We start from the raw sequence: 13,853 nt of genomic DNA on the forward strand, positions 1-13,853 counted from the left end.
CCCCCGGACTCACCTTCGGGGCTACAGGATTTTTCAAGTTTTAGAGGACTTAAACCATGAGCAACGTCGACTACGCCGAAATCGCCAAATTCGAAGCCCTGGCCCATCGCTGGTGGGACCGCGAGAGCGAATTCAAACCGCTGCACGACATCAACCCGCTGCGGGTCAACTGGATTGACGAACGCGTCAACCTGGCCGGCAAGAAGGTCCTCGATGTCGGTTGCGGCGGCGGCATCCTCAGCGAGGCCATGGCCCAGCGCGGCGCGACCGTGACAGGCATCGACATGGGCGAAGCGCCGCTGGCGGTGGCACAACTGCATCAGCTGGAATCGGGCGTGAACGTCGAATACCGGCAGATCACCGCCGAAGCCCTGGCCGAGGAAATGCCGGAGCAGTTCGACGTGGTCACCTGCCTGGAAATGCTCGAGCACGTACCCGACCCGTCCTCGGTGATCCGCGCGTGCTTCCGCATGGTCAAGCCGGGCGGCCAGGTGTTCTTCTCCACCATCAACCGCAACCCGAAGGCTTACCTGTTCGCCATCGTCGGCGCCGAATACATCATGAAGTTGTTGCCACGCGGCACCCACGACTTCAAGAAATTCATCCGCCCTTCCGAGCTCGGCGCCTGGAGCCGCATGGCCGGCCTGACCGTCAAGGACATCATCGGCCTGACCTACAACCCGTTGACCAAGCATTACAAACTGGCGGCCGACGTGGACGTCAACTACATGATCCAGACTTTGCGCGAGGAGTAAGCCGATGCGTATCAGAGCAGTTCTTTTCGACATGGACGGCACCCTGCTCGACACCGCGCCGGACTTCATTGCGATTTGCCAGGCGATGCGTGCCGACCGTGGGTTGCCGCCAATCAATGACAAGCACATCCGCGACGAAATCTCCGGCGGCGCCAAGGCGATGGTCGCAGTGACCTTTGCCATGGACCCGGAATCGCCGGGTTTCGAGGCGTTGCGCCTGGAGTTCCTCGAGCGCTACCTCGTTGGCTGCGCGGTTCACAGCAAGCTGTTCGACGGCATGGGCGAACTGCTGGCCGACATCGAGAAGGCCAACCTGATCTGGGGCGTGGTCACCAACAAGCCGCTGCGTTTCGCCGAACCGATCATGCAGCAACTGGGGCTGGCCGAGCGCTCGGCGCTGCTGATCTGCCCGGACCATGTGAAGAACAGCAAGCCTGATCCGGAGCCGCTGATCCTCGCCTGCAAGATGCTCGACCTCGACCCGGCCAGCGTGCTGTTCGTGGGCGATGACTTGCGCGATATCGAATCGGGGCGCGATGCCGGCACCAGGACGGCGGCCGTGACGTTCGGTTATATCCACCCGGACGACAATCCGCGGCATTGGGGTGCGGATGTGGTGGTCGATCATCCGCTGGAGTTGCGCAAGGTTCTGGATAGCGCTTTGTGTAGCTGCTGAGAGCCGGTTCCTGATTTTTGGAATACGGCGTGAATGCTGACGCCTTCGCGGGCAAGCCCGCTCCTACAAGGTCCGGGGTGATCACAAATTCTGTACCCTCAACCGGACCTGTGGGAGCGGGCTTGCCCGCGAATGGCCGCGCCGCGATCTGTCGTCTGTTTTCGTGAGGTTTTTCATGTTTGATTATTCCGCCCGCCCCGATCTGCTCAAAGGCCGGGTCATCCTGGTCACCGGCGCTGGCCGCGGCATTGGTGCCGCCGCCGCCAAAACCTATGCCGCCCATGGCGCCACCGTCCTGTTGCTGGGCAAGACCGAAGCCAACCTGACCCAGGTCTACGACGAGATCGAAGCGGCCGGCCATCCGCAACCGGCGGTGATCCCGTTCAACCTCGAAACCGCCCTGCCCCATCAGTATGATGAGCTGGCCGCGATGATCGAAGGCGAATTCGGCCACCTCGATGGTTTGCTGCACAACGCGTCGATCATCGGCCCCCGCACCCCGATCGAACAGCTGTCAGGCGAAAACTTCATGCGCGTCATGCAGGTCAACGTCAACGCCATGTTCATGTTGACGAGCACCCTGTTGCCACTGCTCAAGCTGTCCCAGGATGCCTCCGTGGTGTTCACCTCCAGCAGCGTTGGCCGCAAGGGCCGCGCATACTGGGGCGCCTACGGTGTCTCGAAATTCGCCACCGAAGGCCTGATGCAAACCCTGGCCGACGAAGTCGACAACGTGGCGCCAGTGCGCTCCAACAGCATCAATCCGGGAGCCACCCGCACCAGCATGCGCGCCCAGGCGTATCCCGGGGAAAACCCGCTGAACAACCCGACCCCTGAGGAGATCATGCCGGTCTACCTCTACCTGATGGGCCCTGACAGTACCGGTATCAACGGCCAGGCGTTCAACGCCCAATAATACCGTACGTCGCTTTTGTGCCGCGTCGGCTTCCCGGCGCGGTACTCCAGCGACAGCGCATTCACAGTCAAACAACCGTCGCACTTTTTCTTTGCACAACGCAAGCCAACCACAACTAATTGATTAATAAAGATTTTTGTTTTAATCGGGTAAATGGCACGACTTTCGCTCCGGTTTTGCCCAGACACGCTGCGAAAAAGCAGAGGGGGCGATGCCAAATTGCAGATTACTCATCTACGATAAAGCAGATTAAGCTTGTACGAAATGTCCTACGGGACTGACGGACCAGTTCGACGCGCAGCCTTGAGACTGCTCGCACCCAGCTTGTAAGACAGTCTTACTGCTCAAGGGCGCGCGCCATATGAAACCACCTTCCCAGACCAACGCAATTGACTTTGATAGCGCCAAATTGCAACGCCTGGGCTTTGGTCAGCAGCCACCCATTCTGGAGAGGCCCGTCAGCGTTGCTCAGTTGCGCCAGCAATTGAACCTGCAGCTGCAAACCAGCCTTGAGCCTCAACGCATACTCGGGTTGTTCTACCGCGAAATCCAGCGGCTGGTCCCGCTCGATGCCTTGAGCTATCAGCACCAGAGCAGTGACTTGCGCCTGGAATTCGGCCTGCGGGGCCACCACTCGATCAGCTACAGCCTGAGCCACGAAGGCGAGCACCTGGGCGAACTGATCTTTCGCCGCAACCAGCGTTTCAGCGAGCAGGAACAGGGCTACCTGGAATCTCTGCTGGCCGCGCTGCTCTTCCCTATGCGCAATACCCTGCTGTACCGCGCCGCCACCCAAAGCGCGTTGCGCGACCCGCTGACGGACACCGGCAATCGCATCGCCATGGACCAGACGCTGCAGCGGGAAATCGAGCTGGCACGACGTCACATGCAACCCCTGTCCTTGTTGATGCTGGACATCGATCACTTCAAGCAGGTCAACGACACCCATGGGCACGGCGCCGGCGATGACGTACTCAAGGCGGTGGCGGCCTCAATCAAGAATCAGTTGCGCAACGTCGACATGGTGTTTCGCTACGGTGGCGAAGAGTTCCTGATACTGCTGTCCAACACCAGCCGGGAAGCGGCAGCCCTGGTCGGCGAACGCCTGCGGTGCGCAGTGCAGGCCGAGGATTATCCAGCCAATGGCTGCACGGTCGAGCTGACCGTCAGCCTCGGCTGCTCGACCCTGCTGCCCGGAGAATCTGCCGAGAGCCTGCTGCGCAGGGCCGACAGTGCGCTGTATGTGGCCAAGCGCGAGGGGCGCAATCGCTTGACGATGGCGGGGTGATATCCCCGCACAACTTACCGCAACGTGCCGCGCAGCTCGCCCACCATGGCCTGCAGCCTGGCAGGCTGCGCCGCTTCAACGGCCACCATCGGCCCCGCCACCAGCGTCACCCGCGACCACAACCGACGGAACAGCCCCTTGCCCGGATCACGGCTGAAGAAACTCCCCCACAGCCCTTGCAATGCCAGGGGAATGACCGGCACCGGGGTTTCTTCGAGAATGCGCGTGAGCCCGCCCTTGAACTCGTTGATCTCGCCATCGGCGGTCAATTTGCCCTCAGGGAAGATGCACACCAACTCGCCGTTTTTCAGGTATTGGGCGATGCGAGTGAAGGCTTTCTCGTAGATCTGGATATCTTCCTGACGGCCCGCGATCGGAATCGTCCCCGCGGTGCGAAAGATGAAATTGAGCACCGGCAGGTTATAGATCTTGTAGTACATCACGAAGCGGATCGGCCGCCGCACCGCACCGCCAATCAGCAAGGCATCGACGAACGACACGTGATTGCACACCAGCAGCGCCGCCCCCTCATCGGGAATCAGGTCCAGGTTGCGATGCTCCACGCGGTACATGGAATGGCTGAGCAGCCAGATCATGAAACGCATGGTGAACTCGGGCACGATCTTGAAGATGTAGGCATTGACGCCGATGTTGAGCAACGACACCACCAGGAACAACTGCGGGATCGACAGCTGGACCATGCTCAGCAGAATGATCGAGACAATCGCCGACACCACCATGAACAGCGCGTTGAGAATGTTGTTGGCGGCGATCACCCGGGCCCGCTCATGCTCGGCGGTGCGTGACTGGATCAGGGCGTACAACGGCACGATGTAGAAACCGCCGAACACCCCCAGGCCGAGAATATCGAGCAGCACCAGCCAGGTGTGGCCGAAACCGAGAATCTCGATCCAGCCATGGCCCAGGACACTGTCGGGAATCCCGCCGGAATGCCACCACAGCAACAAGCCAAACACGGTCAGGCCGAACGAGCCGAACGGCACCAAGCCGATTTCGACTTTACGCCCGGAGAGTTTTTCGCAAAGCATCGAACCCACGGCGATGCCGACCGAGAAAACCGTCAGGATCAAGGTCACGACGGTTTCATCGCCGTGCATCCATTCCTTGGCATAGGCCGGGATCTGCGTCAGGTAGATCGCCCCGACAAACCAGAACCATGAGTTGCCGACAATCGAACGCGACACTGCCGGGGTCTGCCCCAGGCCCAGCTTCAGCGTGACCCAGGACTGGCTGAAGATGTTCCAGTTCAGGCGCATCTCTGGCGTGGCCGCTGCCGCCCGCGGAATACCGCGGCTGGCCAGGTAACCGAGTACGGCGATGGCGATGATCGCGGTGGAAACGATCGGTGCGTAATGAGTGGACGAAATCATGATGCCAGCACCGATGGTCCCGGCCAGGATCGCCAGGAAGGTGCCCATTTCCACCAGGCCGTTGCCACCTACCAGTTCGTCCTCATGCAGGGCCTGGGGCAGGATCGAGTACTTCACCGGCCCGAACAGCGCCGAGTGCGTGCCCATGGCAAACAGCGCCAACAGCATCAACGACAGGTGATCGAACAGGAAGCCCACCGCGCCCACCGCCATGATGACGATTTCCCCAAGCTTGATCAGGCGGATCAGCGCGTCCTTGGCGAACTTCTCGCCGAACTGCCCGGCCAGCGCCGAGAACAGGAAAAACGGCAGGATGAACAGTAGCGCACACAGGTTGACCCAGATCGAACGGTCACCCTCGATCGACAGCTTGTAAAGGATGGCGAGGATCAACGACTGCTTGAAGATGTTGTCGTTGAACGCCCCGAGGGACTGGGTCACGAAGAACGGCAGGAAACGCCGGGTGCGCAGCAAGGTGAATTGTGAAGGGTGACTCATCGTCCATGTGTCCCTGAAGCTTATGAGTAGGTAGCGAGTGGCGTGGGTACATTGATTGGAATGTCGCACGTCGATCCAGGCCACACATTACCTAATCTTTTCAGGTTATTTCTTCAATCCTGCAATACACGGCGAGACAAACAGCTCGCCACGCCAGGCACCTTGCACGGTACGCCGGGCGACGATCAGCCACATCACGATCAGCAGGCTCACCAGCACACAACCGAAGACACTGAAAAACGCCAGGTGCAGCGTGCTGGCCAGTTTCAACGTTGCCAGGGAATAGACGCCCAACGGAAAGGTGAAACCCCACCAGCCGAGATTGAACGGAATGCCGCCACGCAGATAGCGCAGGGTGATCAGTACGGCCATCAACATCCACCACAGGCCAAAGCCCCACAGCGTGATCCCGGCAACCAGGCCCAGCCCCGCCGCAATTTCACCCACGCCCGGCAAGCCATTGGCGGCGAAAATTGCTGGCGCATCCGCACCCAACAGCAACATGCCCAGGGCCCCGGTACCGATCGGCCCGAGCGCCAGCCAGCTTGAAGCGGCCATGTTTTCGTGGGGCAGTTTATGCAACGCCATGCGCAGCAACAGGATCGTCAGGATGCTGAACGCCACCGGCAGGGAAAATGCCCAGAGCACATAGCTGGTCACCAGCATCACCAGTTGCGAATGGGCATCGACCAGGTGCGGCGCCAGCAGGCCACCGCTGGCCGCCGCCACTTCCGCCGCGACCACCGGCAACAGCCAAACCGCCGTCATCTGGTCAATGCTGTGTTCCTGGCGGGTGAACATCAGGTAGGGAATCAGCACGCCGCATGCCAGCGACATCGCCACATCCAGCCACCATAGCGTCTCGGCCAGCGCGATCACGCCGTCGCCCCAGCGCGGCAAACCGAACACCAGGAAACCGTTGATGATGGTCGCCAGGCCCATGGGGATCGTGCCGAAAAACATCGAGACCGTGGAGTGGCCGAAAATCCGCCGCGCCTCATCGAAAAACATCGCCCACCGCGCTGCGTACAGCAGGGTGAACAACAGGAACAGAAAGATATTGAACAGCCAAAGACCTTCGGCAATGACGCGCAGAACGGGATGGGCAACGGGTAGTTGCGCCAGCGCCAAGGCCAGCACGCCGGTGCCCATGGTGGCGGCGAACCAGTTAGGGGTGAACTGGCGGATGACCTCGCGCGGATGCTGCAAATGGCTGAACGGTTTGATACCGGGCTTGATGGTGTCGGGGCATGTCATGGCGAACTCCTCTCCTCTGGTGAGGTGGAGCCCATCATAGATCCGGATCGAATATCGATATAACGGGTAATATCTCTATATCTTATCTATTTTACGAATAAGCCATCAATCGCCTGCGACACACACCTTAGCCGCTCGCTGACGCCACGCCATCAGCAAGGCGCCGATGGACAGGACAATCAGCCCCACTCCATAACCATCGGCCGTCGCCACCAGGCCGAACGTATGCGTCAGGTTACCGGCCAGGAACGACGGCAGGCAAAATGCCAGGTAGCTGAGCACGTAATACGCCGACATCAATCCGGCCCGTTCATGGGGCAAGGCCAGCGGCACCAGGCTGCGCACGGCACCGAGGAAACCGGCACCGAAGCCACAGCCAGCGACAAGCGTGCCAAGGAAAAACAGCGGCAGACTGGCGCCGTGCACGCCCAGCAGGATCAGCACGATACCGCCCGGCAGTAGACTTGTGCCCAGTTGCAGCGCTTTGGCGGCGGATTGATTGCGCAGGGTGAAAATCATCGCCGCACCGGTCAACGTCAAGGCTGCGACCGTTGCTCCGCCAATCAGGTTCGAGGTCGAACCGGTGGCCGTACGCACCAGCGACGGCGCCAGCGATGCGTAGAAACCGCCGAGTGCCCAGGTCGCCACATTGAGCGGCAGGACCCGCCACAAAGTCGAGCGCGCTTGAACGGGCACATTCAGTGTCGGTCGCAACGATGCCCATGCCCCGGGCTGTGGCGATACGCTCTCTGGTAAACGCCAGACATACACGGCCTGCAACACAAACAGGGCGAGCAGCAGCCAGTAAGTCAACCGCAGGGGCGCCGGCGCAAACTCCGCCAACAGGCCGCAACCCATGCTGCCCATGGCCATGCCGAGCAAGGGCGCAACGCTGTTGATCAGCGCCCCCTGCTGGCGATCGACATCCAACAAAGAGGCACTGAGCACGGCTGTCGCCATGCCGGTGGCGAACCCTTGCAACACCCGGGCACCGATCAGCCAGGCGACGCTATCAGCGTAAATGAACACCAGCATCGCCACGCTATTGAGCACGACAGCCGTGAAAATCACCGGCTTGCGCCCCAGGTAATCCGAGAGCGAACCCACCGTCAGCAGCGCGGCCAGCAGGCTGAGGGCATACACGCCGAAAATCAACGTGAGCATGGCAGCCGAAAACTGCAGCTGCTCCTGATACAGGTGATACAAAGGCGTCGGCGCCGTGGAAGCCGCCAGGAACCCGAGCAAAGTGATGGCCAGGAACCACAGGCTTGCACGGTTAGAATGAGAACGGGACATGGGCACACTCCGCAAAAGCTAATTTTTTGCTTTTGCGGAGTGTGCTACCGGCTTGCGCTTAAAGCAAATTCTTTGTGTTAAGGTCCGATACATGGCCCCACAGAGCCCGCGAAACAGGAAACATGCGATGACAGCGACCACTTTACGCCCCGGCGGCCGCAGCGCCCGGGTTCAGGAATCGATCCATAACGCCGTGCGCGAACTGCTCGAAGAGCAAGACCGCGCCAGCGTCACCGTGCCGCAGATCGCTGCGCGTGCAGGCGTCACGCCCTCGACCATCTATCGGCGCTGGGGCGATTTGTCGGCGCTGCTGGCAGACGTCGCCCTGGCCCGCATGCAGCCGGAAACCGAGTCAGCCAACACCGGCAGCCTGGCGGGCGATATTCGAGCCTGGGCGGACCAATACCTCGACGAGATGAGTTCCGCGCCTGGCCGCAACATGCTGCGTGACGTGCAATCGAGCCTGAAACCGAGCTATTGCGCGACCATCATTGGCGGGCAATTGCAGGTGATTCTGGATCGCTATCCGGACCAGCCGAAGCCCGGTGTCGATCGGTTGATCAACATGGTGGCGGCACCCATCGTGTTTCGGATCCTGTTTTCCGAGGCGCCGCTGGAAGGTGAGGAGTTGCATCGGTTGATCGAGATTGCGTTGAATCAGTGACGACGCCACTCGCGAGCAAGCCCGCTCCCACAGGAGATAACGATCCCCTATGGGAGCGAGCCTGCTCGCGAAGAGGCCAGATCGAACACCCGAGCTCCAAGGGCCATCTCTCCTGCGACACCCCGCCACGCCACGACCTTGGTCGACACTGACTAACCCCAGCCATCGTGCGAGACTGTCTGTCCGGGCGGGAGGCTCGGGTGTCTTTGGTTGCCTGGAGTTCCCATGTCGCTGTCCAGCGGGCTGATTGCTATCGTCGCCCTGGCCTATATGGCCATCATGTTCGCCATCGCCTTCTACGGTGACCGTCGCAGCGCGCCCCTGCCGCCGCGAGTGCGAGCCTGGGTCTACAGCCTGTCTCTGGCGGTCTACTGCACCAGCTGGACGTTCTTCGGCGCGGTGGGCCAGGCGGCCGAGCAACTCTGGTCTTTCCTGCCGATCTACCTCGGGCCGATCCTCTTGCTGATCGGCGCGCCGTGGGTCCTGCAGAAAATGGTGATGATCAGCAAGCAGGAGAACATCACCTCCATTGCCGACTTCATTGCCGCCCGCTATGGCAAGTCGCAATCCCTGGCGGTGGTGGTGGCCCTGATCTGCCTGGTCGGCGTGTTGCCCTACATCGCGTTGCAGCTCAAGGGCATCGTGCTCGGGGTGAACCTGCTGATCGGTGCCGGCGCCGATGCCATGGGGGTTCGCGCGCAGGATACGGCGCTGGTGGTGTCCCTGGTGCTGGCGCTGTTCACCATTGTCTTTGGCACGCGCAACCTCGACGCCACGGAACACCACCGCGGCATGGTGCTGGCGATTGCGTTCGAATCGCTGGTCAAGCTGTTCGCTTTCCTCGCGGTGGGCGCCTACGTGACCTTCGGGCTGTACGACGGCTTCGACGACCTGTTCGACCAGGCCATGCTCGCCCCGCGCCTGGAAGAATACTGGAAGGAAACCATCAACTGGCCATCGATGGTGGTGCAGACCGGCGTGGCGATGATGGCGATCATCTGCCTGCCGCGGCAGTTCCACGTCACCGTGGTCGAGAACATCGACCCGCAGGATCTGCGCCTGGCCAAATGGGTATTCCCGGCCTACCTGGCCCTGGCGGCCCTGTTCGTCGTGCCGATCGCGCTGGCGGGCCAGATGATGCTGCCCAGTTCGGTATTGCCGGATTCCTTCGTCATCAGCCTGCCGCTGGCCCAGGCGCATCCGGCCCTGGCGCTGCTGGCCTTCATCGGCGGCGCATCGGCGGCCACCGGCATGGTGATCGTGGCCAGCGTGGCGCTGTCGACCATGGTCTCCAACGACATGCTGCTGCCGTGGCTACTGCGTCGCAACAATGCCGAGCGCCCGTTCGAGGTGTTCCGCCAGTGGATGCTGTCGGTGCGCCGGGTCAGCATCGTGGTCATCCTGCTGCTGGCCTACGTCAGTTATCGCCTGCTGGGCTCGACCGCCAGCCTGGCGACCATCGGCCAGATCGCCTTCGCCGCCGTGACGCAACTGGCACCGGCGATGCTCGGCGCGCTGTACTGGAAACAGGCCAACCGCCGCGGCGTCTTCGCCGGCCTCGCCGCGGGCACATTCCTGTGGTTCTACACGCTGATCCTGCCGATTGCGGCCCACAGCCTCGGTTTGTCCCTGAGCAGTTTCCCGGGCCTGGCGTGGCTGCACAGCAACCCGCTGAACCTGCCGATCACCCCGCTGACCCAGGGCGTGGTGCTGTCCCTGGCGGGCAACTTCACGTTGTTCGCCTGGGTCTCGGTGCTGTCGCGCACCCGTGTGTCGGAGCACTGGCAAGCAGGTCGGTTCATCGGCCAGGAAATCAGTGCCCGGCCCAGCGCCCGCTCGATGCTCGCGGTACAGATCGACGATCTGCTGCAGCTGGCCGCACGCTTCGTCGGTGAAGAACGCGCCCGGCAGAGCTTCATCCGTTTTGCCTACCGCCAGGGCAAGGGCTTCAATCCGAACCAGAACGCCGACGGTGAATGGATCGCCCACACCGAACGCCTGCTCGCCGGTGTGCTGGGGGCTTCATCGACTCGCGCCGTGGTGAAAGCCGCCATCGAAGGCCGGGAAATGCAGCTTGAGGACGTGGTGCGCATCGCCGACGAAGCCTCGGAAGTGCTGCAGTTCAACCGCGCGCTGCTGCAAGGGGCGATCGAGAACATCACCCAGGGCATCAGCGTGGTCGACCAGTCGCTGAAACTGGTGGCCTGGAACCGTCGCTACCTGGAGCTGTTCAACTACCCGGACGGCCTGATCAGCGTCGGCCGCCCGATTGCCGATATCATCCGTTACAATGCCGAGCGCGGTTTGTGCGGCCCCGGCGAAGCGGAAGTGCACGTTGCCCGTCGCCTGCACTGGATGCGCCAGGGCCGCGCCCACACCTCCGAACGGCTGTTTCCCAACGGCCGGGTGATCGAGTTGATCGGCAACCCGATGCCCGGCGGCGGCTTCGTCATGAGTTTCACCGACATTACCGCGTTCCGCGAAGCCGAGCAGGCGTTGACCGAGGCCAACGAGGGCCTGGAACAGCGCGTCACCGAGCGCACCCACGAGCTGTCGCAACTCAACGTGGCCCTGACCGAAGCCAAGGGTACCGCCGAGGCGGCGAACCAGTCGAAAACCCGGTTCCTGGCTGCCGTCAGCCATGACCTGATGCAACCGCTGAATGCCGCCCGCCTGTTCTCCGCCGCCCTTTCCCATCAGGACGACGGCTTGTCCGCCGAGGCGCAAAAACTGGTCCAGCACCTGGACAGCTCGCTGCGTTCGGCCGAGGACCTGATCAGCGACTTGCTGGATATTTCCCGCCTGGAAAACGGCAAGATCAATCCGGATGCCAAGCCGTTCGCGGTCAATGAGCTGTTCGACACCCTGGGCGCCGAGTTCAAGGCACTGGCCCAGGACCAGGGGCTGGAGTTTCGCGTCAGGAGCAGCACGTTGCGCATCAATAGCGACATAAAGTTGTTGCGGCGCATCCTGCAGAACTTCCTGACCAATGCTTTTCGCTACGCCAAGGGGCCGATATTGCTGGGTGTGCGCCGCCGCCAGGGTGAGTTGTGCCTGGAAGTCTGGGACCGCGGGCCAGGCATTCCGGAAGACAAGCAACAGGTGATCTTCGAAGAATTCAAACGCCTGGACAGCCATCAGACCCGCGCCGAGAAGGGTCTAGGGCTGGGGCTGGCGATCGCCGACGGACTCTGTCGAGTGCTGGGGCACAAGCTGCGCGTGCGCTCGTGGCCGGGGCGCGGCAGTGTGTTCAGCGTCAGCGTGCCCCTGGCCCGCGCGCAAGCGGCGCTGCCGGCCAAGGCGGCCGAACTCAACGGCAAGTTGCCCAGTGGCGCCCATGTGCTGTGCATCGACAATGAAGACAGCATCCTGATCGGCATGAACAGCTTGCTCACCCGCTGGGGCTGCCAGGTCTGGACCGCACGTAACCGCCAGGAGTGCATGACGCTGCTTGCCGACGGGTTGCGCCCGCAACTGGCGCTGGTGGACTACCACCTGGACGATGGCGAAACCGGCACCGAACTGATGGCCTGGCTGCGCACCCGCTTGGGCGAGCCGGTACCCGGCGTGGTGATCAGCGCCGACGGTCGACCCGAGACGATGGCCCAGGTGCACGCGGCGGGGCTCGACTACCTGGCCAAGCCGGTGAAACCGGCGGCGTTGCGGGCATTGTTGAGTCGGCATTTGCCGTTGTAATGTCAAAAAGAGCGCAGCCTGCGATCTTTTGATCTTTATTCCGGCAACTCGACCAACCCGTCCACATCAGTCATCGCCCGCTCCAGCAAATCCGCCGGCAGGCTCTTGCTCGCCCGCGCGCCCAGCAACTTGAGTTGCTCGCTACGGCTGACCAGGTTACCCCGCCCTTCTGTCAGCTTGTTGCGCGCCGAGCTGTAGGCCTTGTCCAATTGCTGCAAGCGATTGCCGACTTCGTCCAGATCCTGGATGAACAGCACGAACTTGTCGTACAGCCACCCGGCCCGCTCGGCGATTTCCCGGGCGTTCTGGCTTTGCCGCTCCTGCTTCCACAAGCTGTCGATGACCCGCAGGGTTGCCAGCAGCGTGGTCGGGCTGACGATCACGATGTTGCGGTCGAACGCTTCCTGGAACAGCGTCGGCTCAGCCTGCAACGCGGCGGAAAACGCCGCTTCGATCGGCACGAACAGCAAGACGAAGTCCAGGCTGTGCAAGCCGTCGAGACGCTTGTAGTCCTTGCCGGCCAAGCCCTTGACATGATTTCGCAGGGACAGCACATGCTGCTTGATGGCAATCTGGCCGATGGCTTCGTCTTCGGCAGCCACGTATTGCTGATAGGCCGTCAGGCTGACCTTGGAATCGACCACCACCTGTTTGTCGCCCGGCAGGTAGATAATGACGTCCGGCTGGAAACGCTCGCCGTCCGGGCCCTTGAGATTGACCTGGGTCTGGTACTCGCGGCCCTTCTCGAGCCCCGCATGCTCGAGCACACGTTCCAGGATCAGTTCGCCCCAGTTGCCCTGGGTTTTCTGCCCTTTCAGGGCGCGGGTCAGGTTGGTGGCCTCGTCGCTCAGGCGCAGATTGAGTTGTTGCAGGCGCTCCAGTTCCTTGGCCAGGGAGAAGCGCTCCCGGGCTTCGGCCTGATAACTTTCCTCGACGCGTTTTTCAAAAGACTGGATGCGCTCCTTCAACGGATCGAGCAGTTGACCCAGGCGCTGCTGGCTGGTCTCGGCAAAACGCTGCTCGCGCTCGTCGAAAATTTTTCCCGCCAGCTCGGCGAACTGCGCCCGCAGCTCGTCCCGCGAGCCTTGCAGGTCGTTGAGGCGCTGCTGATGGCTTTCCTGCTGCTCGCGCAGCTCGGCGTTGAGGGACGCGGCCTGAGCGTCCAGGCGGCGCAATTCAGCCTCTTTGCCGGCGCGTTCGATGTTCCAGGCATGGGCCGCATCGCGGGCATCGTCACGCTCGATTTGCAGCAATTCGACCTCACGCCGCACCGCGGCGAGGTCTGCCTGTTTGGCAGCGTTGGCCTGTGCGAGATCGGCGATTTCATCGCGACAGGCCTCGAGTTGCGCATTCAAGCCATCCTGCGCCAGATGCGCCGTGGCCAGGCGCTCTTCCAGCAGCGTCGCCTGGGCCTGG

The 13,853-nt window shown here is 62.0% G+C and carries 10 protein-coding genes; 6 read left to right on the plus strand and 4 right to left on the minus strand.

Annotation, left to right across the window (positions count from 1 at the left end; genetic code table 11):
• Positions 1-56 precede the first annotated feature (56 nt).
• The 4 genes from ubiG to NQL71_RS09955 all read left to right on the plus strand — a co-directional run bounded on the left by ubiG (position 57) and on the right by NQL71_RS09955 (position 3,635).
• Positions 57-755: a bifunctional 2-polyprenyl-6-hydroxyphenol methylase/3-demethylubiquinol 3-O-methyltransferase UbiG gene (ubiG, locus tag NQL71_RS09940; RefSeq protein WP_007973655.1), complete on the plus strand. Its 699-nt coding sequence runs from the start codon at positions 57-59 to the stop codon at positions 753-755.
• Between the two features lie 4 nt (positions 756-759).
• Positions 760-1,431, plus strand: coding sequence for an N-acetylmuramic acid 6-phosphate phosphatase MupP (mupP, locus tag NQL71_RS09945; protein WP_046819423.1), 672 nt, complete (start codon positions 760-762; stop codon positions 1,429-1,431).
• 175 nt (positions 1,432-1,606) lie between these two features.
• Complete coding sequence (locus NQL71_RS09950) at positions 1,607-2,347, plus strand: YciK family oxidoreductase (RefSeq protein ID WP_046819422.1); 741 nt, start codon at positions 1,607-1,609, stop codon at positions 2,345-2,347.
• A 361-nt stretch (positions 2,348-2,708) separates the two neighbouring features.
• The gene (locus NQL71_RS09955) at positions 2,709-3,635 is read left to right on the plus strand and encodes a GGDEF domain-containing protein (RefSeq protein ID WP_274642592.1); all 927 of its coding nucleotides are present in this window, start codon (positions 2,709-2,711) and stop codon (positions 3,633-3,635) included.
• A gap of 14 nt (positions 3,636-3,649) precedes the next feature.
• Here NQL71_RS09955 and NQL71_RS09960 read toward each other — a convergent pair whose 3' ends face one another.
• From NQL71_RS09960 to NQL71_RS09970, 3 genes are all read right to left on the minus strand, one after another.
• Positions 3,650-5,524 carry an MFS transporter gene (locus NQL71_RS09960; protein WP_274642593.1) on the minus strand — a complete coding sequence of 625 codons (1,875 nt, stop codon included), beginning with the start codon at positions 5,522-5,524 and terminating at the stop codon, positions 3,650-3,652.
• Between the two features lie 105 nt (positions 5,525-5,629).
• Entirely contained in the window at positions 5,630-6,781 is a 1,152-nt protein-coding gene (locus tag NQL71_RS09965; RefSeq protein WP_077184022.1) for a TDT family transporter, read from the minus strand.
• 105 nt (positions 6,782-6,886) lie between these two features.
• On the minus strand, positions 6,887-8,077 hold the full coding sequence (locus NQL71_RS09970; protein ID WP_274642594.1) for an MFS transporter: 1,191 nt from the start codon (positions 8,075-8,077) through the stop codon (positions 6,887-6,889).
• 127 nt (positions 8,078-8,204) lie between these two features.
• Here NQL71_RS09970 and NQL71_RS09975 point away from each other — a divergent pair, with 127 nt between their 5' ends.
• Together NQL71_RS09975 and NQL71_RS09980 are read left to right on the plus strand one after the other, a co-directional pair.
• The gene (locus tag NQL71_RS09975; protein WP_274642595.1) at positions 8,205-8,741 is read left to right on the plus strand and encodes a TetR/AcrR family transcriptional regulator; all 537 of its coding nucleotides are present in this window, start codon (positions 8,205-8,207) and stop codon (positions 8,739-8,741) included.
• Positions 8,742-8,966: 225 nt separating this feature from the next.
• Positions 8,967-12,437 carry a hybrid sensor histidine kinase/response regulator gene (locus NQL71_RS09980; protein WP_046819416.1) on the plus strand — a complete coding sequence of 1,157 codons (3,471 nt, stop codon included), beginning with the start codon at positions 8,967-8,969 and terminating at the stop codon, positions 12,435-12,437.
• A gap of 35 nt (positions 12,438-12,472) precedes the next feature.
• On the opposite strand, the gene NQL71_RS09985 is transcribed toward NQL71_RS09980, so the two are convergent.
• The gene (locus NQL71_RS09985) at positions 12,473-13,837 is read right to left on the minus strand and encodes a DNA recombination protein RmuC (protein ID WP_162837845.1); all 1,365 of its coding nucleotides are present in this window, start codon (positions 13,835-13,837) and stop codon (positions 12,473-12,475) included.
• Positions 13,838-13,853: the final 16 nt, after the last annotated feature.

This window comes from Pseudomonas serbica (assembly GCF_028823535.1).
In the GTDB taxonomy this organism is placed as follows: Bacteria; Pseudomonadota; Gammaproteobacteria; order Pseudomonadales; family Pseudomonadaceae; genus Aquipseudomonas; species Aquipseudomonas serbica.